The 23,981-nt window shown below is 61.5% G+C and carries 21 protein-coding genes; 9 read left to right on the forward strand and 12 right to left on the reverse strand.

What is annotated here, in order from left to right; genetic code table 11:
* Positions 1 to 76 precede the first annotated feature (76 nt).
* Positions 77 to 1,183, reverse strand: coding sequence for a porin (locus J2W46_RS01010; RefSeq protein WP_310350553.1), 1,107 nt, complete (start codon positions 1,181 to 1,183; stop codon positions 77 to 79).
* 275 nt (positions 1,184 to 1,458) lie between these two features.
* Complete coding sequence (locus tag J2W46_RS01015; RefSeq protein ID WP_310350556.1) at positions 1,459 to 2,139, reverse strand: MarC family protein; 681 nt, start codon at positions 2,137 to 2,139, stop codon at positions 1,459 to 1,461.
* A 384-nt stretch (positions 2,140 to 2,523) separates the two neighbouring features.
* Here J2W46_RS01015 and J2W46_RS01020 point away from each other — a divergent pair, with 384 nt between their 5' ends.
* The 3 genes from J2W46_RS01020 (at position 2,524) to glgA (ending at position 6,083) form a co-directional block, all read left to right on the forward strand.
* Positions 2,524 to 2,739: a DUF3311 domain-containing protein gene (locus J2W46_RS01020; protein ID WP_020067872.1), complete on the forward strand. Its 216-nt coding sequence runs from the start codon at positions 2,524 to 2,526 to the stop codon at positions 2,737 to 2,739.
* Positions 2,736 to 4,208 (forward strand): sodium:solute symporter family protein, encoded by a 1,473-nt coding sequence (locus J2W46_RS01025; RefSeq protein ID WP_088173702.1) that lies wholly within the window; start codon positions 2,736 to 2,738, stop codon positions 4,206 to 4,208. Before J2W46_RS01020 ends, J2W46_RS01025 begins: the two co-directional genes overlap by 4 nt.
* Before the next feature lie 273 nt (positions 4,209 to 4,481).
* The gene (glgA, locus tag J2W46_RS01030) at positions 4,482 to 6,083 is read left to right on the forward strand and encodes a glycogen synthase GlgA (protein WP_288824263.1); all 1,602 of its coding nucleotides are present in this window, start codon (positions 4,482 to 4,484) and stop codon (positions 6,081 to 6,083) included.
* 114 nt (positions 6,084 to 6,197) lie between these two features.
* On the opposite strand, the gene J2W46_RS01035 is transcribed toward glgA, so the two are convergent.
* From J2W46_RS01035 to J2W46_RS01060, 6 genes are all read right to left on the reverse strand, one after another.
* On the reverse strand, positions 6,198 to 7,358 hold the full coding sequence (locus tag J2W46_RS01035; RefSeq protein WP_020067875.1) for a GGDEF domain-containing protein: 1,161 nt from the start codon (positions 7,356 to 7,358) through the stop codon (positions 6,198 to 6,200).
* On the reverse strand, positions 7,318 to 8,178 hold the full coding sequence (locus J2W46_RS01040) for a hypothetical protein (protein ID WP_310350559.1): 861 nt from the start codon (positions 8,176 to 8,178) through the stop codon (positions 7,318 to 7,320). Before J2W46_RS01040 ends, J2W46_RS01035 begins: the two co-directional genes overlap by 41 nt.
* Before the next feature lie 727 nt (positions 8,179 to 8,905).
* Complete coding sequence (locus J2W46_RS01045; protein ID WP_310350560.1) at positions 8,906 to 11,074, reverse strand: M1 family metallopeptidase; 2,169 nt, start codon at positions 11,072 to 11,074, stop codon at positions 8,906 to 8,908.
* A 664-nt stretch (positions 11,075 to 11,738) separates the two neighbouring features.
* Positions 11,739 to 12,374, reverse strand: a complete 636-nt coding sequence (locus tag J2W46_RS01050) for a glutathione S-transferase family protein (RefSeq protein ID WP_310350562.1) — start codon at positions 12,372 to 12,374, stop codon at positions 11,739 to 11,741.
* 42 nt (positions 12,375 to 12,416) lie between these two features.
* Positions 12,417 to 12,863, reverse strand: a complete 447-nt coding sequence (locus tag J2W46_RS01055; protein ID WP_310350563.1) for an SRPBCC family protein — start codon at positions 12,861 to 12,863, stop codon at positions 12,417 to 12,419.
* A gap of 3 nt (positions 12,864 to 12,866) precedes the next feature.
* Entirely contained in the window at positions 12,867 to 13,199 is a 333-nt protein-coding gene (locus J2W46_RS01060; protein ID WP_020067880.1) for an ArsR/SmtB family transcription factor, read from the reverse strand.
* Positions 13,200 to 13,328: 129 nt separating this feature from the next.
* Here J2W46_RS01060 and J2W46_RS01065 point away from each other — a divergent pair, with 129 nt between their 5' ends.
* Complete coding sequence (locus J2W46_RS01065; RefSeq protein ID WP_310350566.1) at positions 13,329 to 14,102, forward strand: YkgJ family cysteine cluster protein; 774 nt, start codon at positions 13,329 to 13,331, stop codon at positions 14,100 to 14,102.
* 195 nt (positions 14,103 to 14,297) lie between these two features.
* Here the strand turns inward: J2W46_RS01065 and J2W46_RS01070 are convergent, their stop codons facing one another.
* Positions 14,298 to 15,452: an epoxide hydrolase family protein gene (locus tag J2W46_RS01070; protein WP_310350568.1), complete on the reverse strand. Its 1,155-nt coding sequence runs from the start codon at positions 15,450 to 15,452 to the stop codon at positions 14,298 to 14,300.
* Between the two features lie 134 nt (positions 15,453 to 15,586).
* Here J2W46_RS01070 and J2W46_RS01075 point away from each other — a divergent pair, with 134 nt between their 5' ends.
* Together J2W46_RS01075 and J2W46_RS01080 are read left to right on the forward strand one after the other, a co-directional pair.
* Positions 15,587 to 15,958 carry a CidA/LrgA family protein gene (locus J2W46_RS01075; RefSeq protein WP_310351982.1) on the forward strand — a complete coding sequence of 124 codons (372 nt, stop codon included), beginning with the start codon at positions 15,587 to 15,589 and terminating at the stop codon, positions 15,956 to 15,958.
* A complete protein-coding gene (locus J2W46_RS01080; protein ID WP_020067884.1) occupies positions 15,955 to 16,695 on the forward strand; it encodes an LrgB family protein in 741 nt (246 codons plus the stop codon). The genes J2W46_RS01075 and J2W46_RS01080 overlap by 4 nt, the downstream gene beginning before the upstream one ends.
* A 94-nt stretch (positions 16,696 to 16,789) precedes the next feature.
* On the opposite strand, the gene J2W46_RS01085 is transcribed toward J2W46_RS01080, so the two are convergent.
* The gene (locus tag J2W46_RS01085) at positions 16,790 to 17,935 is read right to left on the reverse strand and encodes a porin (RefSeq protein WP_020067885.1); all 1,146 of its coding nucleotides are present in this window, start codon (positions 17,933 to 17,935) and stop codon (positions 16,790 to 16,792) included.
* Positions 17,936 to 18,587: 652 nt separating this feature from the next.
* Between J2W46_RS01085 and treA the strand changes: the two genes are divergently transcribed.
* Both treA and J2W46_RS01095 read left to right on the forward strand, forming a co-directional pair.
* Entirely contained in the window at positions 18,588 to 20,282 is a 1,695-nt protein-coding gene (treA, locus tag J2W46_RS01090; RefSeq protein WP_310350571.1) for an alpha,alpha-trehalase TreA, read from the forward strand.
* Between the two features lie 147 nt (positions 20,283 to 20,429).
* Positions 20,430 to 21,011 carry an alpha-ketoglutarate-dependent dioxygenase AlkB gene (locus J2W46_RS01095; RefSeq protein WP_088173712.1) on the forward strand — a complete coding sequence of 194 codons (582 nt, stop codon included), beginning with the start codon at positions 20,430 to 20,432 and terminating at the stop codon, positions 21,009 to 21,011.
* Between the two features lie 47 nt (positions 21,012 to 21,058).
* Here J2W46_RS01095 and J2W46_RS01100 read toward each other — a convergent pair whose 3' ends face one another.
* On the reverse strand, positions 21,059 to 21,694 hold the full coding sequence (locus J2W46_RS01100; protein WP_027778561.1) for a carbonic anhydrase: 636 nt from the start codon (positions 21,692 to 21,694) through the stop codon (positions 21,059 to 21,061).
* A gap of 298 nt (positions 21,695 to 21,992) precedes the next feature.
* A complete protein-coding gene (locus J2W46_RS01105; RefSeq protein ID WP_088173713.1) occupies positions 21,993 to 22,265 on the reverse strand; it encodes a DUF1488 family protein in 273 nt (90 codons plus the stop codon).
* 212 nt (positions 22,266 to 22,477) lie between these two features.
* On the opposite strand from J2W46_RS01105, the gene J2W46_RS01110 reads away from it, so the two are divergent.
* The gene (locus tag J2W46_RS01110) at positions 22,478 to 23,971 is read left to right on the forward strand and encodes an MDR family MFS transporter (protein ID WP_310350573.1); all 1,494 of its coding nucleotides are present in this window, start codon (positions 22,478 to 22,480) and stop codon (positions 23,969 to 23,971) included.
* Positions 23,972 to 23,981: the final 10 nt, after the last annotated feature.

Genomic DNA, 23,981 nt, shown 5'->3' on the forward strand with positions numbered 1-23,981 from the left:
GGTAATGCCGGTAATGAAATGAAGCGTGCGATATGCGATTGAACGAAACGCCGCTGCCTGACAATCAGGCCGCGCGTCAGAACTGATGCAGCATGCCGACATAGGCACCCGTCTGCGATTCGCCGACGAGCGGGCTCGTGTTGCTGGTCGAATCGCGCGGCGAGGCTTCGAGCGAGAAGTTCGCGTTGCTGCTGTTGCGCACGTAACCCACCGTGCCGTAAAGGAATGTTCGCTTCGAGAGGTTGTACGTGGTGCCGAGTACGTACATCATCGCGTGGCCCGAGGGATCATGCGCGGCGTCGCCGCTGCCGTCGCCGACCTTCACGTAATAGCCGCCCGCGGTGACGGCCCAGCGCGGCTGGAAGTTGTATGTCGCGCCAAGCCAGTAGTGATCGGCGGTATCGGCGACGCCCGCCGGCGAGTCCGGCGCCGAGTAATGCGTATAGGCGCCCTGAATCTTGACCGCGTCGAAATGCACGTTCGCGCCCACGAAGTACTCGCGCGAACTCTGGAAAATGTTCGAGAAGCGGCCGTTGCTGTCGCGCAGTTCGTCGTAGATGCCGCGCACGTCGAAGAGCTGCGAATGGTAGGTCAGCATGATGCCGTACGAGCGGCCGAACTCGCCGCTCGCGCCGCTGTTGAAGGCACCCGGCTGATTGCCGAACGCGTACTGCGCCTGCACGTCGAAGCCCCAGAACACCGGGCTGTGGTACTCGACGTTATTGCTGGTCTGCTGCCAGTTGCGCCCCCGCACGAGCGACGCCGACGAAAACGCCTGCTGCACGAACGGATCGAATTCCCAAACGCCGTCGCTGTCGATGAAAAGATTACGCCCTGCTTGCAGCGTGCCCCATTGCTGGCTGCTGAGTCCGGCGAAAGCGCGCCGCGACCAGAGCCGTCCGCCGCTCGTCGTGCCGTCCATCACCTGCAGACCGGTCTCCAGTGTGAAGATCGCTTTCAGTCCGCCGCCCAGTTCTTCATTGCCCTTGAGACCCAGCATGCTGGTGCCCCAATCGCCGCCTTCGGCGCGCCAGCGGTTCGAGCTTCCGCCCGTGCCGTTGTTAATGTGATTCAGATATTCGACGCCGGCATCCAGACGGCCATATAGCGTTACGCTTGTTTGACCATATGCAAGCGGACTTGCCGCCGCAAGAGCGGCCACCAGTTTTGTGTGTAGTCTCATTGTATTGGCGTGAGTTCGTGTGACGCGGTATGGGGCAAAGCATGAGCACTGCGTGACGCAATGCGAACTGCGGACGGCTCGAAGTAATGCGGCTCGAAGTAATGCGGCTCGACGCCAGGTGCTGCCAGAGGAGATGGCACGCGCGATGTTGTAAAACTACACGCAGTGCCGCCGAACTATAGGCGATGCGCGCTCGGCGAACTACCCGTTTCGCGCAATAGACTTTTGCGACGCATGGACTCGACTGCAAGGCTGCCGTCTGAGTACCGCATCGATTACCGGTTCACCGCCGGCTGCATCGTCGCGATCGGAATGAGGAACTCCGAGAAACCGGTCAGCATGATCTGCACGCCGATGCACAGCAACAGAAAGGACGAAACGCGCATCGCTACCTTGGTACCTTCGACGCCACGGTACCGCGCGAAGATGACGGCACGGCTGTAGATCAGATAGACCGTGAGCGCGACCGCGAGTGAGATCACAACCGACGCGATGCTCGACAGCACGAACTCCGACAGCTTGTGCGTACGGTTCGCGGTCAGCGCGACGGCCGTGGCAATCGAGCCCGGTCCGGTGGTCAATGGAATGGTCAGCGGGAAGAACGCTCTCGCCTTCGCGTTCTCGGCATCCACGCGCTTGACGGTCGGCTGTTCGGCGGGCTGTGTATCGGGCGCATTCAGCATTTGCCAGCCGCCCACCGCCACAGCAAGTCCGCCGCCAATCCGCAGCGCCTGCATTGAAATTCCGAAGAAATGCAGAATGGGCGTGCCGATGAAAAACGCCACCAGTAGCACGCACACGACATTGACCGCGATCTTTCTTGCAAGTGCGGTGCGTTCCTCGGTGGTGAGTGAGGCGGTCCGGTCAAGAAAGACAAAAGCAATGCCGATCGGGTTGATGATGCTGATCAGCCCGGTAAAGCCGAACAGAATGTCCGAGATCAGACTTTCGACCATATGCGATCCGTGTCGAGCGGCGGCCCAGGCACTGCGACTGCTGCACACTGGTGCGCCGCGCCGTGTAGTTGAACTGAAGCGCCGAAGCCTCAGACCTGCGCGCGTTGCGTGGCGAGATCATAGCGCGGCGCGATATGAACCCGGTAGAACCCGAACCTATATAGAAAGGCGTGAATGTTCTGGATGCATCCCGACGTCCACTCGCGCGCGTCGCACATTGCGGCGCAACACGAGCTCACATTCGATGTGCCGATCGATGCGTCCGCAACTTTCGAAAAGCCTACACTTTTTTGACTTACTTTACGGGACCGAAGCATCCGGCATACAGTCGCCAGCGAAGCCGCACTTTCAACGAGACGTACTTACAGTTCGAGGAGTTGCCCCATGTTGCTTCGTGTACTCGCCGCGCTGCCGTTCATCGGCATTTTGCTCGGTGTCCCGTTTGTGAACCGGGTCGAGCCGCTTGTGCTCGGCATGCCGTTCGTGCTGGGCTGGATCGTCGCGTGGGTGGTGTTGAGTTCGATCATCATGGCGATCGTGTACCGGCTCGACGCTTCGAACCGGCACGTCGCCGCTGACGGCGAGGAGGTCCGGCCATGAGCGCACTCGTTATCATTGCAGCCATTACGCTCTTTGCGCTCTTTCTCGGCGTGCGCGCGAAGCATGGCCATGACATGAGCCTCGAACAGTGGACAGTGGGCGGCCGCAGCTTCGGCACCGCCTTCGTGTTTCTGCTGATGGCCGGCGAAATCTATACGACCTTCACGTTCCTTGGCGGCAGCGGTTTTGCCTATGGCAAGGGCGCGCCTGTCTATTACATTCTGGCCTACGGCACGCTCGCGTACATCCTTTCCTACTGGATGCTGCCGCCGATCTGGCGCTACGCAAAACAGCACCATCTCGTTTCGCAGCCGCACTTTTTCAGCCGCAAGTACGAAAGCCCCGCGCTCGGCACGCTCGTCGCGCTGGTTGGCGTGGCCGCGTTGATCCCCTACCTCGTGCTGCAGTTAAAGGGCTTGGGCATCATCGTCGCAACCGCTTCGTATGGCGCGATCTCGTCGACCGCTGCGATCTGGATCGGCGCCGCGGTGGTCACGGTGTATGTGATCGTGTCCGGCGTCCGCGGCTCGGCATGGAACTCTGTCGTGAAGGATCTGCTGATTCTCGCGATCGTGCTGTTCCTCGGCATTTATCTGCCGCTGCACTACTACGGCGGCCTCGGCGAAATGTTCCATGCAATCGACGCCGCCCGTCCCGGCTTTCTGACCTTCCCCGCCAAGGGTTCGAGCGTCACCTGGTTCCAGTCCACCGTTCTGCTCACTGCGCTCGGCTTCTTCATGTGGCCGCACACCTTTGGCTCGATATTCACGGCTAGGGACGAGCGCATCTTCCGCCGCAATGCGATGGTGCTGCCGCTCTACCAGCTGATCCTGCTGTTCGTGTTCTTCGTGGGCTTTGCCGCGACGCTGAAGGTGCCGGGTCTGAAGGGCGGCGACATCGACCTGTCGCTGTTCCGCCTGTCGCTGCAGACCTTCGACCCCTGGTTCGTCGGCGTGATCGGCGCGGCCGGCATTCTGACGGCGCTCGTGCCGGGCTCGATGATTCTCACCTCGGCATCCACGCTGCTCGCCAACGACGTCTATCGCGGCATGGTGAACCGCAACGCGACGGACGCCACGGTTGCCAATCTCGCGCGAATCCTGGTGCCGGTCGTCGCGCTCGTGGCGGTCGCCTTCACGCTGCACGGCGGCGAAACCATCGTCGCCTTGCTGCTGATGGGCTACAGCTTCGTCACGCAACTCTTCCCCGCGGTTATCTGCAGCCTTTTCCCGCGCAATCGCGCGACCAAACAGGGCGCGTTTTGCGGCATCGTTGCGGGCGTCGCCGTGGTGGCGATTACCACGACCATGCATCTGACGATCGGGCAACTAATGCCGTTCCTGCCCGACGCGCTGAAAGACGTGAACATCGGCTTCGTGGCGCTGGCGGTCAACATCGTCGTATTCATCATTGTCAGTGCGATGACGCAAAGCGGACGCGTCGAGCATACGCACGCATCGGCGCATTGAATCGAGCGCACCTTGCGCTTACTGAAAGCCGTCGCCTCGCGCGACGGCTTTTTTGTTTCCGCCAGGCAATTCAGGAGGTCAAAACTACATTCGCATGAAGAAAAGCCTGGCCCGAACGGACCGGGTGCGTCGGAGAGCGAACTTCACGCACTGCAGCATGGCCGTGAGCCAGCCGCAAACCAATGCAGGCGCTGGGCACACGGCTTGCTGTTAGTTGGCCCTGTGAATCCGCCGCACTGCACAAGTGCAAAAACGCGTCCTCTGGGGGCCACCTTGCCGCTTAACGTACTACTTGTCGCTTCCGAAGCCCTACCGCTCGCCAAGTCGGGTGGACTCGGCGACATGGTCAGCGCCTATGCCGCAGCTTTGCGCGATGCCGGCGTCGACGTCTCGATTCTCATGCCTGCTTATCCGGACGCCCTCGAGCGTGCCGTCGATGTCACTTACGTTGCGCGGATGACCGGTCTGCCGGGCGGCGACGCGCGTTTGCTGCGCGCCCGCATGCCCGATAGCGGCGTAACGGTGCTGCTGCTTCAAATGGATCACCTCTTTGCGCGCGAAGGCTTGTACCGTGACCCGCAAGGACACGATTATCTCGACAACCTCACGCGATTTGCGTCGCTGGCGGCGGCGGCCACGCGTGTCGCGCGCGGCGTTCGCAACCTGAAACGCCCTCACATCGTGCACGCGCACGATTGGCATGCAGGGCTCACGCCGCTTTACATGCGGCTCGCAGGCGTCGCCGCGAAAAGCGTCTACACGATTCACAACCTTGCGTTCCAGGGCAATCATCCGCTCGCGATGGGCGGCTGGATCGGTGTGCCGCCGGAGTTGCTCGCGCCTGCACTGAGCGACGAGCGCAGCATCGAGTTCTATGGTTCGCTCAGCATGATGAAGGCCGGGATCGTCCATGCGGATCGCGTGACGACCGTCAGTCAGCGCTATGCACGCGAAATTCTCACGCCGCACTTCGGCCACGGAATGGAAGGCGTGCTGCAGGCACAGATAGGAAAACTGAGCGGCATCGTGAATGGCATCGACATGTCCGTGTGGAATCCGGCCACTGACGAATACATCGCCCGCCCCTATTCCGTCGACGACACCGCCGGCAAGCAGGCATGCAAGCGCGAATTGCAACAGGCATTTGGTTTGACGCGCGACCCGTTCGCCCCGCTCGTTGCGATAGGCAGCCGTCTCACCGAACAGAAACTGGCCGACGTGGTGGTGCACGCGCTGCCCCGACTGCTTGAAGAGCATCCGCGTCTGCAGTTCGCAATTCTCGGACAAGGCGAACGCGGGCTCGAACATGCGATGCAGGAACTCGCCGCCGCGTGGCCGGCGCGTGTGGGTGTGCAGATCGGTTATGACGAGCCGCGCGCGCACATGCTGCACGCGGGCGCGGACATTCTGCTGCACGGCAGCCGCTTCGAGCCGTGCGGACTCACGCAACTCTATGCGATGCGTTACGGCACGATCCCGGTGGCCTCGCGCGTAGGCGGCCTCGCGGATACGATCGTCGATTACGCGCCGCACGAAGCGCGAGACGAAGATTGCGCGACCGGCTTCCTGTTCGATGGTGAGCATCCGCACGACGTCGTGCATGCGCTCGGCCGTGCGTTGGCCGCGTTCGTGCGGCCGGCGTCGTGGCATGCGTTGCAGCGCAATGCGATGAACCGCGACTCGGGCTGGGAAGTGTCGACAGCGAACTATCTTGCGTTATATGCGGGTCTCGTCGACGCACACCCTGCGGTGCCCGATACGCGTGTTCGCAAGGCGCCTGTCCGCGCAAGAACTGCAGCCCCGGCGAACTCACGGCGAGTTCGCAGCGAAGATACGTTCAATGCGGGTGTGGGCGAGTTGGCGCGAACCGCGTGATGGATTGACGGCGTGATGGCTGGAGTCTGACGGTAATGAAGGGCCTGCGCCGCGAAGGCGCAGCCGGTTCATCAAAGGTGCAGCCGCTTCCCGCTTGAGATCGCAACGCCCGGGCTACCCGACGCGCGCCTCAGATGCGCGCGAGGCAAACGCGAAGCCGTTCTTGCCGCTTCGCTTGACCCGATACATCGCTTCGTCGGCGGCAGCGACGAGGCGGCAATAGTCGTCGACGAGATCGGGGTAGCTCGCTATACCGATACTCGCGCGAACCATGCCCATGCCCATCTGTTCGTCGGTGCGGGCCACGCAGGCGATCAGGCGCTGCGCGATCTGCCGCAACTCCTCCTGCTCGGCGAACTCCTGAACCAGCACTGCGAATTCGTCTCCGCCAATGCGCGCGACAACGTCCTCTTTGCGCACCGATTCGCGAAAACGCCGCGACACTGCGACCAGAAACTCGTCGCCCACGCGGTGACCGCGTGAATCGTTGACCTTCTTGAAGCCGTCGAGATCCACATACAGCACGGCCATCTTGCGCGGGCTGACCGACATCGACGCCTGGGCAGCGGCCTCCTCCAGCGCGGCGAAAAGCTTGCGCCGGTTCGCGAGCCCGGTCATCGGATCGTGCAGCGCCGCGTGCTTGAATTCGTGCGACTGGCCGGCCAACTGCCGGTTGCGTTTGGCATACATGCCCAGCGCCGTAATCAGCAGGCAGAAGAGCAGCGCCGCCACCGCGATGAGCATGTGCGCGATCCCCGTGATTCGCTTGCGCATGTCCGCGCTATAGGTATCGCGTTGCGTGTGCCAGTAGGACGACGCGTCGCCGAGCAACCTGTCCATTTCGCCGAACGTCGCGTCGGGCAATAACACCGACGACGGAATACGCGGCGCATTCGCAGGACTCGCATTCACGAGCGCGGCTAGCGACGCGAGACGCCGCGTCAGTTCGGCGCGCGCCTGCCCGTACCCTTCCGCTGCGGCATCGTGAGCGTGCGGCACCTGGTCCCATACGCCCACGCGCGCACGCGCGGTCTCGGCTCGCTCGACGGCTTCGAGCACGAGACCCGCATATTCCTGTTTGACCTGATCAGCGAATACCGTTCTGATCTGCAACGCCAGATACAGCAGGCCGATCAGCAGGCACAGCAGCGACGCCACGGCGACGGTTGCGGGACCGGGCGTGAGACGCCATCCGTTGGCGCGGCCGGATTCGCGGGGCAACGCAAAGAGCGTTTCAGGGATGCGAGTAGGGGTCTTGCTGACTTCCGCTGCCATGTTGTCGGTAGCTTACGCGTCGAAAGAAGGAGCTCATTCTTGCAAACAGATTGGGCTTACGTCGTGCGCTGGTCCCTGAAGCGCGGCGCTCCTGCTGCGCGTATTTCGCTGCTCGCGCGGGACGTGTTGATGCCAGCTGCGGCGAGGCCGGATCCGCCGCGGCGGCAGTACGTTGCATTGAGCGAGGCGAAACGGCCGCGCCGGTTTCCGTGCCCGACGGCACAGCCTCGGCACTGTCCGCGAGCACTTCCTCTTCGTCCTCCGGACGGCTGATCTGTCCGGACCACACCGACGGCTTCCGGCTCTCCGTGCTAGACACCGGCGACTTCGCGGGAACCGCCGGCAGGTCGAGCAGTGCAATCGCATCTGCGGGCGTGCTGGTGACGGGCCCGGGACTCTGTGTCGGTGCCTGCATCGGTGCCGGTGTTGGTGCCGGTGCCGGGGCGCTGATCGCGGATGTCACGAGCGGCGCTCCCACGATAGCGGCTGCAGGCGGTGCAGCCTGCGCGCTGGTGGCGAGCGTAGTGTCTGCCTGCGCGGACGCTTTCGCGAGCGCCGACGCCATGTTGTTCGGCGTGGGCATACGCAACGCCTGGCGCGCGCGGGCGATGGCCTCGGCATACGTCTGCTGGTCGCTATTGAACCAGACGCCGTAGGCCACGGTGCCCACCACGCCGAACGCGAGCGCGCTCGCCGCCGCTACGCATAGCGCGAGGCGTCCGAAGCGGGGCGTCACGCCTGAGTCTTCCACATCGCCGCTATCGAAGCGCGCATCGTCTCCATGTCCGCGGACAGGAGGCAAGTCGGGATCGTTATACATCGCAATACGCTCCGGAATTCTTCCGTCTGACGCTCCATCAGGCTGGGTCTCACTATTTCGCACGGTCGATGCAAACGCTGCTGGAAGAATGTAACTCGCTCGTCCGGTAGCGACAACAACACGCGGCGCGGCTGCCGACGTCTGTTCGGCAGCGCGCATTCGCGTCTGAAACCCGGGTAAAACGTTCAACGCCCATGCATATACAACAACGCAGTGGCCTTTCAACTGACGTCGGAGCGGGCGCAAAGCGCCGCCAGCCTTGATGCTCGGTCGGCAGAATGCGCCAGGGGCTCAGTACCATGCAATTTTCGCGCCTGCAGGCCGGTTAACTGAACGCGCGGCGCGCTTGCCGCGCTTGCCGTTTACGCCTCGCGTCGAATAGCTGCGCCGAGCGGCGCCAGAAATGGTTGCGCCATCCACTAAACGAGGAATGTTTAACGCCACGTCCGGCGCGCACAGGAGTCACACATTCTCACCGGAGCGCTCGGGCGCGGCTGCGCGCCTTTTGCTGACACGCGCAGGCGCGAGTGGCGTACATCGATGAGATTTCGGCGCTATTGTGCGATCGCTTAGCGGAGCCGCTTGCCCATGCATTGAGCGGATATGGCCGGTAATGCGGTAACGCTGACGTCGCTTGCAAAAGCGCAGTGGCCCGCATCGCGCGAACGATGCGGGCCACTGTACCTTCGGCAGCTAACACGCTGGTAATGGCCGCCGGCTTGGCGCGTTACTCCCCTTGCGCCTTTTGCCGCAATTTGCCTTGATAGCGGATCGTCGGACGCAGCGACTGCGTCGTCGGCGCCGGCGTCTTCAGCAACTGACGGGCAACCATCGCGTTAGCGGAACTGAACGAGCCGATGCTCGTTTCACGCGACGGGTCCGCAAGACCGTGTGCCACGAGCAGTTTTGCTTCGAGTTGCAAGCTCGTCAGCAGGACAGGATCCTTCAGCGCATTGCCCTGTGCGAGCAACTGACTCCACGCGTTGTTGCTGTAGTTCGTCACGTAGTAGTCGAGTCCGCTCGGGTCCGCGAGCACCGCTGAGCAGCCGTTGAGCCGCACCTGCGTTTGCGGGTCCTTCAGCGCGAGCGTTTTGCGCGAGGTCAGTCCGTCGCCATACGCGAGCGTCAGCGGAACGGTCCACTGCGTCCCCGGATACTGGTTCTGATTCGGGAACGGCGACTGTTTCAGCGTCACGATGGTCTGGTTCGTCGTCAGATCGCATTGCGTGTCGAGCGATATCAACGGCACGCCGGTTTGCCGCACGAAGCTGTCGCCGATCGCGACCATCGGCTCGCCGCTCGCCTTTGCCAGCTCATCCCACAGACGCTTCGGCGTGACGTTGCCAAGCGAATAGTCGGCGAGATACTGCTGCAGACCGCGGCGCATGGTTTCCTCGCCGAGATAGTTTTCGATCATCTTCAGCACATGGCCGCCCTTGTCGTACGTGAACGCGCTCGCGCTCAGCACGAAGTCGTTGGACGCCCAGCCGTTGAAGTTCGGCTGCACCGGGAACGAGGTCGACTTCAGGTCCGCGTTGATCACCGCATACTTGTTCTTCACGTCGTCGACCCAGCTGAACCGGTCCGGGAAGAAACGCACCTTCGTCTTGTTTTCGAAGAACGTTGCGAACGATTCGTTCAGCCACACATCGTCCCACCAGTCGAGCGTGACCAGATCGCCGAACCATTGGTGCGCCGCTTCGTGCGTGAGCACCGTTACGCCATAGTCGGACATGGTCGTGCCCGGCGCGGGCAGGATGTCGTCGGCGAATTCGAGAATGGCGCCCCAGTTCTCCATGCCGCCGAAGTTCAGGTCCTTCTCTTCCTTGAACGCGTCATTGGCAGCCACCGTGTCGAACTTCGTGAGCGGCAACGGGATGCCGGTGTAGCGATAGTAGTAATCCAGCGCCTGCTTGGTCTGCTGCATTGCCGGCTTGGCCCAGTCCCGCATGCCCGGCGGCGTGAAAATGCGCAGATGCAGCCCCTTGCCGTCAGGCAGCGGACTCGTGAAGTCGTCTTCGAGAATGTCAAACTGGCCGCCGCCGAAGAAGAGCAGATACGAAGGCATCGGCGGCGTCTTTTCGAACGACACCAGCTTGTAGCCGCTATCCACATTCACCGCGGGTTTTTCCGCCGCGTTCGACACGACGTTCCAGTTCCGCGGCACCTCCGCACTCACCTCATAGGTCGGCCGGAAAGCCGGCTCGTCCCAGCCCGGGAACCATTGCCGGGCCAGATTCGACTCGCCTTGCGTGAGGATCGCGCCGCTCGTGGTGCCGTCGGTCGCCTTCAGATCGACGCGGAATACGCCCTCCGCTGCAGAGCAGCCGGGGTAATGATCCTCGCCGCAACTGCCGCCCGTCTTCGCGACCGGATCGTCATAACTCTTGAAGTTGATGATGCCGCTCCACTCCATGTGGAGCGAGTAGTTGCCGGCGGCGATCTGACCGCTCACGGGCCGAAGCTGATAGAAGTCGCCGTCGTCTTGCGGCGTGGCGATCAACGCGATGTTGCCCGGTTGAAGCGTGATGGTGCCGTTGGTGAACTTCACGCGATGGCCTGCGATCGTAATCGCATTGACGGCCTTGAGCACCTTGATCTGCACGTCTGCGCGACCGTCGAACGACGACAGCGCCGGGTTGGGCCGGAACCACAGTTTGTAGTTGACCGGCATGACAGTGTTCGGCAATTCGACCGGCTGCACGGTCTTGTCGATCGACGTATCCGCGAGCACTGCACTTGCGGGCGGCACCTGAGCGACTTCGGATGCGCCCGCCGGCCCCTGTGCGGATTTACTCGTCAATGACGAGGAGCCGTCTCCTCCACCGCACCCGGCCGTTACCATTATTCCGGCTAACGCCAGGCACTGCACCTGCGATCGGAAATTTATACGCATTTTAATCCTCGACTGACAATATCGGTATAAAGAAGTGCGTTGAGCCACTTGAGCCGTGTTTCTGTTTTTTCAGCGACAAAGGTCTCCCGCACTAGCACCGAATTGCTAGCCAGAATATGGACGTGTTACGTCCTCAGCACTAATTGGCTGATTTTAAGATTCGAATGCTTATTTATTACAAAGCTTTCAGAAACGCATAACTACGCTCTGACGATCGCCGGGCAAAGCGCCGCCCACCGGACCTCACAGGCAGAACCGGAAACCAGGATCAGTTTTCGACGACAGTGCGTAGCCTAGTTTGGCAAACGTTATCGTGTCAACTTCCTTTCACAATCTTTCCTGAATTGCCACGCGATGTATGCGAGTTGGTTGCCGGACGTAATCGATCCGAGTTAAAACTCTAAATAGCGGTTTTTCCGGATTGGACTACGAAAAACTTTTTTATTTTTCAATGCCGGATGTGCTAAGGCGAGCAGGACGCAAATAACGAATTGCGAATCGATTTTTGTACTAGCTATTGAGTTCAACGCAGCGCACAAAAAGACCGGTGTGCGAATGGGTCATGGGGCACATGGCCGCGAGTCCGCGCACTGCCGACCCGCGGCTAAGAACGGACGTGGTGCACGTCACCGGCGATGCAACGATCGCACCGCAGTTGAACGTCTCAGGCCGCAACCGCCTGGGCCCGCCTCAGAGGAAACGGATCGCGCCACGCCTCAAGCTCGCTCAGCCGATCGTGCCAGCGCATTACCTCGGGAAACTCGTCTAGCGGCATGTTCGCGCTTGCCGCATAAGGCAGCGTGACGCCGACCGAGAAGTCAGCGATGCTCATCTGATCGCCAAGCAACCATTTACGCCCATGCAGATGCTGGTCGAGAACGCCCGCATGTTTGCGGAACCACCCTTGTGCTTCTGCGACTTTCGCACTGTCAGGCGCGCCCAGACCGATTGCCGGTTTTATCAGGTGTTCGAAGTAAAGCAAACCGCCGTGGCGGTAAAAGTGCTGGCTATTCCAGCTTAGCCAACGCAGCACGTCGGTCTGCTGCTCGGCGTTCTGCGGCCATAACGGCGATTGCCCGCGTTGCGCGAGATGGCAAATGATCGCGTCCGCTTCCCAGATGCTTCTTTGCCCATCGACAAGGCACGGCACCTTGCCGTTCGGATTGAGCGCCAGATAAGCGGGCGCAGTGTGCTCGCCTTTGCCCAGATCGACATAGACGTACTCAATTGGCAACCCTAAATATTTAGCTACTGCGCATGCCTTGCGCGGCGCTAACGACTCCGCATAGTAAAGCTTCATTTGACGTCTCCGTGATGGTTCACTTCATTCGATGCTGCCTCTTCAAAGTTCCGTATTGCCGAGTTCCGCAATCAGTGCATCCAGCTTCTCAAACGCGCCCTTCCACCCGGCGTCGTGACCGTCGCGTGCGGCTTCGTCGAAGAACTGCGAGTGGGTGAAGTTCATTTCCGTGCCATCGTCGATCGGCCGGAACGTGATGCTGACAAGTGAGCGCCGCTCCGGCAACGTCACCCATTCCCACGTAAAGACGAGCTTACGGTCCGGCTCGACTTCCTGATATTCGCCGCGGCAGTCATGCGTTTCGCCGTCGAGCGTCTGGAATACCACGCGAAACCGGCCACCCACACGCGGATCGGCTTCGGCGCTCAATACCGGACCAGCGTCAGGTCCCCACCAGCGCGCCATCAACTCCGGCCTCGTCCACGCTGCGAACACTTTCTGCGGCGGCGCCTTGAGGCGGCGCACGATGGTTAAACTGGGTTTCTGCATCGCTCACTCTCCTCCTTCGACAAAATCGGCAAGCCGGTCGAGGCTCGCGGACCAGAAGCGTTCATAGCGTTTAAGCCACGCCATGGCCTCTTCCATGGGGCCGGCAACCAGATCGACTGACACGGTGCGGCCATGCTTGGCGCGCGTGATCAGGCCGGCGTCGCTCAGCACGTCGAGATGCTTCATGACGGCCGGCAACTTGAGCGGCAACGGGCGCGCGATTTCCGTGACAGAAAGGCCCGGCTCTCGCTCCAGACGAGCGAGTATGGCCCGCCGGGTCGGATCTACCAGCGCGGAAAAAGTACGATCGAGTTGACTGACTGGACACTTCACCATGTGGTGAACTATAGAGATTCGACGGGCAGTGTCAAGGATTTTTGCGCGATACTTTTTTCCGCAGTCTGCTGTCAGAAGTTCGCCGTTCGCGCGACCAAGCCGAACGTCGAATTAAAAAGGGACTTTCGCGTGGACGACATCGACTTCGAATGCACCGCGTGCGGCAAGTGCTGCCACGACTTGCGCTTGCCGCTGACATTGACCGAGGCGAGCGACTGGCTCGCGCGAGGCGGACAGATGGAATTGATTTGCGAGGCGATTCCGTGGCCGGCCGATCCCGAGCCGCCCAATGCGCAAGCGGACTATAGAAAAGCGCGCTCGACACCCGCGGCGAGCGGTTCGCTGCCCGTGCGCGTGTCGATCATTCTCGCGGCCGCGTTCGCGGGTCCATGTCCGAATCTTCGTGCCGACATGCTGTGCGGCATCTATGAAGAGCGGCCACTCGTGTGTCGCATCTATCCGGCGGAGATCAATCCTTTCGTCTCGCTGACGCCTGCAAACAAGGCGTGTCCGCCCGAGGCATGGAATACGAAGCCGTTGCAGCGGCACGGTGTGTTGGTGGACGAGACGACGCGGGGGCTGATCGAACTATCGCGCCGCACGGCGGAAAATGAAGCGCCGCTTCGTATGCGCTTATGTCACGAGTTGGCGATTACTCATGCGTCGCTTGCAAACGAAGGCTTTGTTATTCATGCGCCGCGAAGCAGCGAACTACTTGCGGCTCTCGAACGAATTCGCGCGACGCCCGATGTGTCGCCCGAGCCGGCGGAATGGACGTTTGTATCGAACCGCAGTGTTACGGTGGAGACGCTGCTGTCGGTGGGCGCTACCGTCCGCCTTGACGAACCGGTGGAGGCGCGCGACTTCCGCTATCACGGCTTTCACGAGGCATCGTCTACGTAGGACCGTGCGTGTCTGCTCGCACCGACTCGGCGTCTAGACGCCGCCCGCAGGCCTCCGGTGGTTCCATCGCTTTGCCGAACCTCGCACAATGTTTATCCACAAGCAGGCGACGCATGCTTCGTCGAACATTCAGCGCGGCCATCCGATGAACTGCCACGACAGCCACGCGCGGCTCTTCGCGCATCATTCAATGCGTTACGTCCGCAGCGGCCGGAAGAATGCGCGGATTTCGGCGGCGAGCAGGTCCGGCTTCTCCATGGCTGCGAAATGCCCGCCGCTCGGCATGTCGGTCCATTGCACCACGTTGAAGGTTCGTTCGAGCCAACTGCGCGGCGGACGACTGATCTCCTTCGGGAAACGCGCGAAGCCGACGGGCGGCACGACACGTTGCCCGTCGGCAAAACGCATCGGCGCGAGGCGGTTCTCCCAATACATCTGCATCGCCGGGCCAATGCTTTGCGTGTACCAGTAGAGCGATATGTTGGTCAGCAAATCGTCTTTTGAAAACACCCGTTCGACGTCGCCTTCGCAATCGCTCCATGCGCGGAATTTTTCGCCGATCCAAGCGGCGAGCCCTACCGGCGAATCGTTCAGCGAAGCTGCGACCGTCAATGGCTTCGTTGCATGCATGTGCGCGTAGCCGCCTTCGAGCGCTACCCACTCGTTTCTCTCACGCAGAAAGCGCTCTTCTTCCGGCGTCAACGGTTGTTGGGCCGCCCCGATTGCGGGCTCGTACGACCCAGGCAGAAAATTGAGGTGAATACCGTCGACCATCTGCGGATGCCGTGCCGCGAGCGCAACCGACACACCGGCGCCGAGGTCGCCCCCTTGCGCGCCGAAGTGCTGATAACCGAGGCCGCGCATCAGCGATGTCCAGAGATCCGCGACCTGAAACGCGGACATGCCGGACTGCGCGGGCGGCGGCGAAAAAGCAAAGCCCGGCAGAGAAGGCACGACCACATCGAACGAATCAGCGGGATCGCCGCCGAACGCCGCCGGTTCGCAGAGCCGCTCGATCAACGCCTCGAACTCCACGAACGAGCCCGGCCAGCCATGTGTAACGACGAGCGGATAAGGTGCCGGTCCCGTACCGCGCCGATGCAGGAAGTGCACGCGCTGCCCCTGAACGTCGGCCACGAATTGCGGCTGCCGGTTCAGGCGCTGTTCCGACGCGCGCCAGTCGAACTGACCGGCCCAATAGTCGGCGAGCTCACGCAACCAGTTTGAATCGACACCCTGCTGCCACGCGGCAGACGGCGTAGCGGGCGCCCAACGTGTCGCGCGAATGCGTCGACGCAGATCGTCGATGTCCTCGTCCGGTACGGCGATTTGAAACGGCTCGATTTGCATGGCTGTCGTCCTGCAACAAGTCATTGATGGAGAACTTTCTGTACGCAAGGCTCGCCGCAATCTGCTCGCGGGGTCCACGGAACTATCTGCATGGTACACAATGGCCGCATTTCCGTTTCCTGCTGGAGATCTACATGCTTGCCGCGCTGGCTGCCCTGCTTACTTTTCAATGCCTCGGAGAAGGTGTGTCTTACGTGTTTCATTTGCCGGTGCCGGGTCCCGTGATCGGCATGCTGCTGCTGTTCGGCTTTGTCATGATGCGTCCGCAGACAGCCGATGCGATCGAACCCACCGCGCTCGAACTGTTGCGGCACCTGTCGCTGCTGTTCGTGCCGGCAGGCGTCGGCATCATGGTCTCGGCAAGCCGCATTCGCGGCGACGCCATTGCGGTGATCGTGTCGATTGCCGTCAGCACGACTCTCGCGATTGCGGTGGCCGCGCTCGTCACGCGCGCGTTGATGCGCCGGCAGTTGCACAATGACGCCAACCGCGAGGCCGCACAATGACCGCCTTACCGAAGCTCGGCGCACTCTGGGTCTATCTCGCAGCGAGCCCATTGCTCGGCCTGACCATCACGCTGATCGCGTACCTGATCGCCCAGACGCTGTATGCGAAGGCGCGCTTCAATCCGCTGGCTAATCCGGTGTTGATTGCGGTCGCGTTGCTGGTCGCGCTGCTCGAAATCACGGGCACTCCGTACGCCACCTACTTCGAGGGCGCGCAGTTCGTGCACTTCCTGCTCGGCCCCGCGACGGTCGCGCTTGCGTTGCCGCTTTATCGTCAATGGCCGAAGCTGCGCCGCTTTGCGTTTCCGCTGATCGGCGGACTCGTCGCCGGCTCGTTGACGGCGATACTGTCTGCGGTCGCCGTGGCTGCGCTCTTCGGCGCCTCGCATCAGACGGTTGCGTCGCTCGCGCCGAAATCCGCGACAACGCCGATTGCAATGGCCGTCGCTTCCGAAATCGGCGGGATTCCTTCGTTGACGGCTGTACTCGTTATCTCGACGGGAGTATTCGGTGCAGTGTTCGCCCGGGCTATTCTTAACGCGCTGAAAATCGCCGAGCCTGAAGTGCGCGGGTTCGCACTTGGCGTTGCGTCGCATGGCATCGGCACGGCGCGCGCTTTTCAGGTTAGCGAGCAAATGGGTGCGTTCGCGGGGCTCGGCATGGGTCTCAACGGTGTGTTCACCGCGTTCGTGGTTCCCGTGCTGATGCCGCTCATTGCGCGCTGGATCGGCGCCTGAGCGCAAGGTGTTCATTGTCTCGGCGACGCAGAAAAGCCCGCAAATTGCGGGCTTTTTTTCAAAGTGCCGCTAATGCGGCACTCGACGCCACTGCTTAGAAGCGATGACGGATACCGACGGTGCCGACCACCTGCGAACTGGTGGACGAAGCGCTCACGCCGACAATGTCCGCAGTAATGCCCGAGTTGCCGGTGCTGCCCACATGCTGGTATGCGGCTTCAGCATAGACGTCGGTACGCTTGGACAACGCGTAGTCCGTTTGCACGGTGACCTGATGGTACTTCGGGCTCACGCCGTCCAGACGCGCGTCGGTAAACGTGTACGCGCCCGACACCGACAACGCCGGCGTCAACGCATAACGGCCGTTCACTTCGTAGTTCGTGAAGCGTGCGCTGCCGCCCGTCAGAGCCAACCCGCTGCTCGTGCCCGATGCCGACGAACTGATCGCGCTCGCGCCGTTCAGTTGCGTCTGCGTCACGACGAGACCGACGTTCGCCGGGCCGAACGCATAGCTCAAACCGGCGCCATACGTGCGTTGGCGCGCCGCCGTGAAGGTCGAGTCGCCAGTCGCAACGGCGCCGCTGGTGTTCGTCGACGAGCCGCCGCCGTTCAGTTGCAGATAGCCCGCCGCGACCTTCAGGCCACCGAATACATACGACGCGCCGACGCTGTACGCGCGGCTATCGGCGAAGCTGCCCGCTGCGTTCGAGAATCCGTATAACGCACCGAATTTGAAGCCGGCGTAATCGACGCTCTGGAATTTGACAGCGTTGTTGATACGCACCGAGTTGTTCAGGTTGTCGTTGTCGTACGGGTGTGACGCCAGCGTGCCGCCATACTGCGTGCCGTTTAGCGCAAGCGGCGCGAGATAATCGACCACGCTGTCGTACTGGCGACCCAGCGTGACGGCGCCGTACTGGTTGCTCGACAAACCGACGAACGCCTGCCGCCCGAACTCGCGGCTGTTCTGACCGAGCTTGCCGGTAGACAGATTGAAGCCGTTTTCAAGCACGAAGATTGCCTTCAGGCCGTTGCCGAGATCTTCCGCACCGCGCAGGCCCCAGCGATTGCCGTTCAGAATGCCGCTTGCCTGCTGGAAGTTGCTGCTGCCGCCCGAATTGCTCGTATAGGTCAAGCCTGTATCGATCAGGCCGTACAGCGTGACGGAGCTTTGTGCATGAGCGACGCCCGCGGCGCCGGCAAGAGCGAGCGAGAGGCTCGACAATACGTATTTGTTCATTGAATATCTCCTGAATCCAATAGCGGCTGCTATTGAGCGGCGGAGAATACCGCAGAAATTCAAAACCTATTTTTCACTATATTACGACGTTGCTTTTTAGCGACGTCATTGCGATTTAACTTTCGCTTTATTTCCTTTAACACGCTTAACCTCCGTGCCAAATGAAATGGGGCGCGTCTCGCGGAAGACGCGCCCCAAGTGCCTGATCTAGAAAAGCGCTCGGAATCTCAGGCAAATCGAGAATAGCATATGGACAGTCTCACAACAACGCAGATTCAATCGCTTTATTCTTCCACATTATTCCATGCGTAAGTTATGGAAATAATGAATCAGCGATTTAAACAATTCCATTGGTTATTTATTTAACAGCAAAGACATTTCGCCTGATTCGAAAAGCGTTGTGGGCACGTCAGTGGTAGCAGCTACCAGCGTCGATCAAAGTTCGCTGACACAGACACTCGACGCAATCGTTTCGTGATCCGAACTAAACGACCGTCAACCATGACTCTCGACAATGCGCGCAACGCATTCACCATGCATAGTTTGAAGCGCGCCCGGTTTTATGCCATGCTAGCCACGCCCCAACACGGGCCATGAAAACAGAGGGCGTAAGAGGCAGACCAATCCTGTTGTCCATTCCTCAGGAGGAGACATGATTGTGTCATCGCAAGCGCGCAGCATTAGCCGTGCCGGAAACGTGTCCGGCGTTCCCGGCGTCCTCGTTCAGCCCTCCCTCCCCGCCGCGCGATTGAAGTACTTGCATCGCGCGGTTGCTGTTTCAGGCTTTGCCTTCCTCGTTGGGCTGTCATCCGTCTGTCGAGCCGACACGCAAGTAGGTGGCACTCTGCCGCCCGCGCCCGATATTCTGTACGGCGACCTCTTCGTTGCCGTGCAAACCGCGCAGATCTATCCAGACCAGAAGACCTTCGTCGATGCAACGCCCAATGCGGACCCCGCCGTCATCGTGCAGCTTTATCAGCAGCAGCGAGGCAAGCCCGGTTTTTCGCTGGCGAACTTCGTGAACCAGTACTTCACGCCGCCGAGCGAGCCGGTCATCACGCCGCCCGCCAATCAGACGCTGCGTGAGCACATCAACTGGCTATGGCCTGCCCTCACCCGCACGACCACGAGCGCGCCGCCGAACAGTTCGCTGATTCCGTTGCCAAAACCCTATGTCGTGCCGGGCGGCCGTTTTCGTGAGGGCTACTACTGGGACACCTACTTCACGATGCTCGGCTTGCAGGAAGCGGGCCGTGAGGACCTCGTCGACAACATGCTCGACAACTTCGCGTACATGATCGACACGTTCGGCCATATTCCAAACGGCAATCGCACGTACTACCTGGACCGCTCGCAGCCGCCCTTCTTCTCGCACATGGTGGAACTCGCGGCGAAGGTGGAAGGCCACGGCGTCTATCAGAAGTATCTGCCCGCGCTGCGCAAGGAGTATGGCTACTGGATGCAGGGCGAAAAGTCCACGCCGGCCGGCTCGGCGACCCGCAATGTCGTAGTGATGCCCGATCGGACTGTACTGAACCGCTATTGGGACGAACTCGACACGCCTCGCGACGAATCGTATCTGGAGGACATACAGACCGCGCAGAAAGCCACCGGGCGCAATCCGAACGACGTCTACCGCGAACTGCGCGCCACTGCGGAAAGCGGCTGGGATTTCAGCTCGCGCTGGTTCGGCGACAACATGACGCTCGCGACGGTGCGCACGACGTCGATCATCCCTGTCGATCTGAACAGCCTGATGTTCCACCTGGAGATCAGCATTGCGAAAGGCTGCAGCGAGACGCGCGACTTCCGCTGTGTCGGCGAATTCGCAGGACGCGCCGCGAAGCGCGCGCTCGGCATCAATCGCTACCTGTGGAATCCGAACGGCTACTACGGCGACTATGACTGGCAGCTCGCGAAACCGCGCGACAACAAGACCGCCGCCATGGTGTTCCCGTTGTTCGTGGGCGCGGCATGGCCGGAGCGCGCGCAAAAGACTGCACAGCAAGTGCAGTCGACGTTATTGCAACCCGGCGGACTCGCGACGACAACCTACAACACCACCCAACAGTGGGACGCGCCGAACGGCTGGGCGCCGCTGCACTGGGTCGCGATTCAGGGCTTGAAGCGCTATGGCCACGACGCCCTCGCCCAACAGATCGGCACGCGATTCCTTACCAACGTGAAAGGCGTCTATGCGTCGGATAAGAAACTGGTCGAAAAATACGTGGTCGAGGGAGCGGGCACGGGCGGCGGCGGCGGTGGCGAATATCCGCTTCAGGACGGCTTCGGCTGGACCAACGGCGTAACGCTCAAACTGCTCGACCTGTACAGCCCCGGCGAGTAGCGGCGTTCCAACGACGCAAACAGGCTCAAGCGCGGACACGGGCAAGAGGTCCAGCCTGCGGGCAAGAATACTGTATAAAAACACAGTACAATGCCTTGCATGAACCGACTATTTGCCGGCCGGGCCGCTCGCGCCCGGCATTGAACCATGGCGTCCCAGCAAGGCCTGTTTGCTCCCGAACCCGTTGCGCTATTCGGCGACAGCGACGGCGGAATACGCTACCTGCCCGACTCTGTCCCGCCCGAGCTCGCGCAACGGTGGTTCGACGAGGCGCTACGCAACATAGGCTGGAGCAGCTATCAGCGCATGATGTACGAGCGCGAGGTGCTGGTGCCCCGGCTGATCGCCACCTTCCTGCGCGAATCGGCTGACCTGCCCACGCCGCTTGGCGAAGCGTTCGAGATGGTGCGTTCGCTGGTCGGCGCGCCGTTCAATCGCGTGGGGCTCAACCTTTATCGCGACGAGCACGACAGCGTCGCGCCGCATAGCGACAAAACGGCGAATCTGGTGCCCGGCGAGCCGATCGCGATTGTGTCGCTTGGTGCAAGCCGCCGCATGACGGTCCGTCCAAAGAAAGGCCCGGGCCGCGCAGTGCATGTCGAACTCGAACCGGGCAGTTGCCTCGTCATGAGCTACGCGTCGCAGTTCACCCATGACCACGGCATTCCCAAGCTGAATGAGCGCGTTGGGCCGCGCATCAGTCTGGCGTTCCGCTGCTACAGCGGCTAGCGGCACTGGCTACACGCCGCATGCGCGGCGCAATCAGACGCCGTCAATCAGACCGCGTAAATGTTCGGATTCTCGAGCAGCGGCACGAATTGGCCGGTGCGGCCGTCGAGTGCAAGCATTACGCCGCTTTCAATCTGGAAGATCCAGCCGTGCAATTGCAGCGTCTTGTTCGCGAGCCCGACAGCGACCGACGGATGCGTGCGGATATTGGCCAGTTGCGCGACCACGTTGTCCTTGACGAGCGCGTCCAGACGCTCTGTGGGCGACTGATAGGTGCGCGACGCATTGATCGCCTTCGCCGCATCGGCGTGCCGCAGCCAGCCGGCCACTGCCGGCAAATGTTCCAGGTTCGTATTGGTCGTAATTGCGGTCATCGCGCCGCAGTTCGAATGGCCGCATATCACGATGTCGCGCACGCCGAGCACGGCGACCGCGTACTCGACTGTCGCCGATACGCCGCCAGGCTCCGGACCATACGACGGCACGATATTGCCCGCGTTGCGGATCACGAAGAGCGCGCCCGGCTCCGCTTGCGTCAGCAGTTCAGGAACCACGCGGCTGTCCGAACACGTCACGAAAAGCGTGCTCGGACTTTGCGCGGTCGACAGGCGCTTGAACAAAGCACTTTGCTGTGGAAACACTTCACGTTGAAAGCGGATCAAGCCCTCGATGATTTCCTGCACGATGTTCTCCCGATAATCGAAGATACGCGGCACGCCTTGCATGGCCGCGGCGGTTCGCGCGAACTATACCGCGTTGCCGTGGCGTCGGCAGGCATGGCGGCGTGCTATCGGGGCGGCGCAATCGGCCAGGCACTCGTGAACTCACCGCTTGGCGCATGGACTGGCTACAAGTGCTGCAACGGCTCGCAGCATGAGCGCCGCCGAGCCGCTGAGCCACCGCAGATTCATCGGCTAGAACAACCGTCGAGCCCGGCGCATGCCGGACCCGTCGACGGCAATGACCGCGGCAGCGCCAATGCTAAGGCCCCGTCTTGTCGAAGTCGCGCGTCTCCAGTTCCACCGACTGCCCGCCGTTCTTTTCCAGCACCCGCTTGGTAGCCTTTTCAATCTGCGCGCGATTGGCTTCGAACGTACCCACGAGATCGTGAGCCGACGGCCCGCCGTTACCGAAATGGTCGTTTAGCGCGTCGAGCGAGACGCTGCACCAGACGTCTTTTCCGTCGACATTGGCTTCGAAGGCGACGCGTGCCGCCGCCACCACTTCACGGCGTCCGGTGAATTCGATCCTCATAATGACCCTCCATGTGTCGAAAGAACCTTGCAAGTCGCAAGTGCTGTGCCAAACGGCGCAGGGCGCCGATGGCGCCGCTCGCATGCGAAGATTCTGTGCAAGGTGCATACTCGGGGTCGGCCGCCTCCGAACGGCCGTGCTCATGCGTCGCCGCGTGCAGGTCGAGCGCCAGGCGGCCGGACGCACCCACTATTCTGATCCAACTTCGCCCCATGTCCCGCAATCCGCAATCGTCGCGTCCTTTGGTCATTGCCGCCGTGATGGCTTCCATGGCGATGGTCGCCATCGAGGCCACCATCGTTTCCACCGCCATGCCGCAGATCGTCGCGCAACTCGGCGATCTGCATCTGTATAGCTGGGTATTCTCTTCGTTCCTGCTCACGCAAACGGCCATGACCGTGGTGTTCGGCAAACTCGCCGATCTGTACGGCCGCAAGCCGGTCATGCTGGCCGGCATCGCGATCTTCCTGATCGGCTCCGTGCTCGCGGGCTTCGCATGGTCGATGCCGGCCATGATCGCGTTCCGGCTGATTCAAGGCATCGGAGCGGGCGCGATCCAGCCGGTCACGCTGACCATCGTCGCGGACCTCTACCCTGCGCGCGAACGCGGCAAGGTGCAAGGTTATCTTGCAAGCGTGTGGGCGATTTCAGCGGTGGTGGGACCGATGGTCGGCGGCTTCATCATCCACAACTTGTCGTGGGCGTGGATTTTCTGGATGAACGTGCCGATCGGCCTCGCATCCGCAGCAGGATTTATCGCGTTTCTACGAGAGTCCGAGCGGCATGCGCGCCCTTCTATCGACTTCGCGGGCGCGGCGCTTTTCATGGCCGCGATAGCCGCGTTGATGACTGCGCTCACCTGTGCGGGCGACGACGACCTCGCGCACGCATCGATGGCCGGCGGTGCATTCGTCGTGTGCCTGCTGCTGTTCGTGTTGCAGGAGCGCCGCGCAAAAGAACCGATGATCTCATTCGCGCTCTGGAGCCGCCGCCCGATTGCCGCGTGCAACGGCGCGACCTTGCTGTCCGGCATGATCCTGATGGGCTCAACCACGTTCCTGCCGATGTATGTGCAAGGCGTGCTCAATCGCTCGCCGGTGATAGCGGGCCTCGCGCTCACGATGATGATGGTCGGCTGGCCGGCCGGCGCCACGCTCGCCGCCAAGTCGTTTCATCGCATTGGCTTGCGGCGCATGCTGATTTGCGGCAGTGCTTTCATTCCCATCGGCGCGGTGCTGCTGCTGTTCCTCGCGCCGGGCGGCTCGCCGCTCGTCGCCGCATTCGGCTCGCTGATCATGGGTTTCGGCATGGGCACGTCGAGCGTCAGCTGTCTCATCCTGATTCAGGAAATCGTGAAAATCGACGAACGCGGCAGTGCAACGGCGTCGAATCTGTTCTCGCGCAATCTGGGCAGCACGCTAGGCGCCACGCTATTCGGCGCTGTGCTCAACTTCGGCCTCAGCCACTCGCACGGCGTCGCCGTCGTAACGTCGGACCAACTGAAAAGCCTGCTGCAAAATCAGGCCGCGAGCCTCGGTGGTAGCGAAGCAATCCGCATGGTGCTGCATCAATCGCTGCACCTCACGTTCATTTCGATCTTTGCAATCGCGATTTTCGTGGTGCTGCTGCTGACTCTCGTGCCGGCCATCACCATCGGCACGGAGAAAAAGATGCCAGTCGAAGCGCTTGCGCCGCTCGAAGACTAGCTGTTGCCGG

The sequence above is a fragment of the Paraburkholderia strydomiana genome (genome assembly GCF_031456815.1).
Classification (GTDB): Bacteria; Pseudomonadota; Gammaproteobacteria; order Burkholderiales; family Burkholderiaceae; genus Paraburkholderia; species Paraburkholderia caledonica.

Bases quoted from the DNA above. Each gene is read 5' to 3' on its own strand.
- J2W46_RS01010 (WP_310350553.1), bottom strand. From the start codon at position 1,183: ATGAGACTACACACAAAACTGGTGGCCGCTCTTGCGGCGGCAAGTCCG.
- J2W46_RS01015 (WP_310350556.1), bottom strand. From the start codon at position 2,139: ATGGTCGAAAGTCTGATCTCGGACATTCTGTTCGGCTTTACCGGGCTG.
- J2W46_RS01020 (WP_020067872.1), top strand. From the start codon at position 2,524: ATGTTGCTTCGTGTACTCGCCGCGCTGCCGTTCATCGGCATTTTGCTC.
- J2W46_RS01025 (WP_088173702.1), top strand. From the start codon at position 2,736: ATGAGCGCACTCGTTATCATTGCAGCCATTACGCTCTTTGCGCTCTTT.
- J2W46_RS01035 (WP_020067875.1), bottom strand. From the start codon at position 7,358: ATGGCAGCGGAAGTCAGCAAGACCCCTACTCGCATCCCTGAAACGCTC.
- J2W46_RS01040 (WP_310350559.1), bottom strand. From the start codon at position 8,178: ATGTATAACGATCCCGACTTGCCTCCTGTCCGCGGACATGGAGACGAT.
- J2W46_RS01045 (WP_310350560.1), bottom strand. From the start codon at position 11,074: ATGCGTATAAATTTCCGATCGCAGGTGCAGTGCCTGGCGTTAGCCGGA.
- J2W46_RS01050 (WP_310350562.1), bottom strand. From the start codon at position 12,374: ATGAAGCTTTACTATGCGGAGTCGTTAGCGCCGCGCAAGGCATGCGCA.
- J2W46_RS01055 (WP_310350563.1), bottom strand. From the start codon at position 12,863: ATGCAGAAACCCAGTTTAACCATCGTGCGCCGCCTCAAGGCGCCGCCG.
- J2W46_RS01060 (WP_020067880.1), bottom strand. From the start codon at position 13,199: ATGGTGAAGTGTCCAGTCAGTCAACTCGATCGTACTTTTTCCGCGCTG.
- J2W46_RS01070 (WP_310350568.1), bottom strand. From the start codon at position 15,452: ATGCAAATCGAGCCGTTTCAAATCGCCGTACCGGACGAGGACATCGAC.
- J2W46_RS01075 (WP_310351982.1), top strand. From the start codon at position 15,587: ATGCTTGCCGCGCTGGCTGCCCTGCTTACTTTTCAATGCCTCGGAGAA.
- J2W46_RS01080 (WP_020067884.1), top strand. From the start codon at position 15,955: ATGACCGCCTTACCGAAGCTCGGCGCACTCTGGGTCTATCTCGCAGCG.
- J2W46_RS01085 (WP_020067885.1), bottom strand. From the start codon at position 17,935: ATGAACAAATACGTATTGTCGAGCCTCTCGCTCGCTCTTGCCGGCGCC.
- treA (WP_310350571.1), top strand. From the start codon at position 18,588: ATGATTGTGTCATCGCAAGCGCGCAGCATTAGCCGTGCCGGAAACGTG.
- J2W46_RS01095 (WP_088173712.1), top strand. From the start codon at position 20,430: ATGGCGTCCCAGCAAGGCCTGTTTGCTCCCGAACCCGTTGCGCTATTC.
- J2W46_RS01105 (WP_088173713.1), bottom strand. From the start codon at position 22,265: ATGAGGATCGAATTCACCGGACGCCGTGAAGTGGTGGCGGCGGCACGC.
- J2W46_RS01110 (WP_310350573.1), top strand. From the start codon at position 22,478: ATGTCCCGCAATCCGCAATCGTCGCGTCCTTTGGTCATTGCCGCCGTG.